Origin of the sequence: Salifodinibacter halophilus, assembly GCA_012999515.1 — a bacterium.
GTDB lineage: Bacteria > Pseudomonadota > Gammaproteobacteria > Nevskiales > Salinisphaeraceae > Salifodinibacter > Salifodinibacter halophilus.
In genome coordinates this window covers 1-264 of sequence record JABEEB010000323.1, presented here as the reverse complement: position 1 = coordinate 264, position 264 = coordinate 1, and the positions used below count along the sequence as shown (strand labels likewise).

The window sequence follows — 264 nt, the reverse complement described above, 5'->3', positions numbered from 1 at the left end:
GGACCACTCGTAGTCCTCGCGGCTGCAGATCACGAACTTGATCTGGTCGCGCGCGCTCAGCAGCGGCAGGTTGCTCCACAGGTTGCGGTGAGCTTCCTTGGAGTCCGGGGTCTTGATGTCGAGCACGCGCGACACGCGCGGATCGACCGCGGCGATGTCGATCGCGCCGGAGGTTTCCAGCGAGACCTCGTAACCGGCATCGCACAGGCGCTTGAGCAACTCGATGCAGCGCTTCTGCGCCAGCGGCTCGCCGCCGGTCACGCA

At 66.3% G+C, this 264-nt stretch carries 1 protein-coding gene; it reads right to left on the bottom strand.

Going from position 1 to position 264, the window contains the following annotated elements:
* Nucleotides 1-264: 7-carboxy-7-deazaguanine synthase QueE (locus HKX41_11870; protein NNC24831.1), on the bottom strand; the 264-nt coding region annotated here is incomplete at both ends.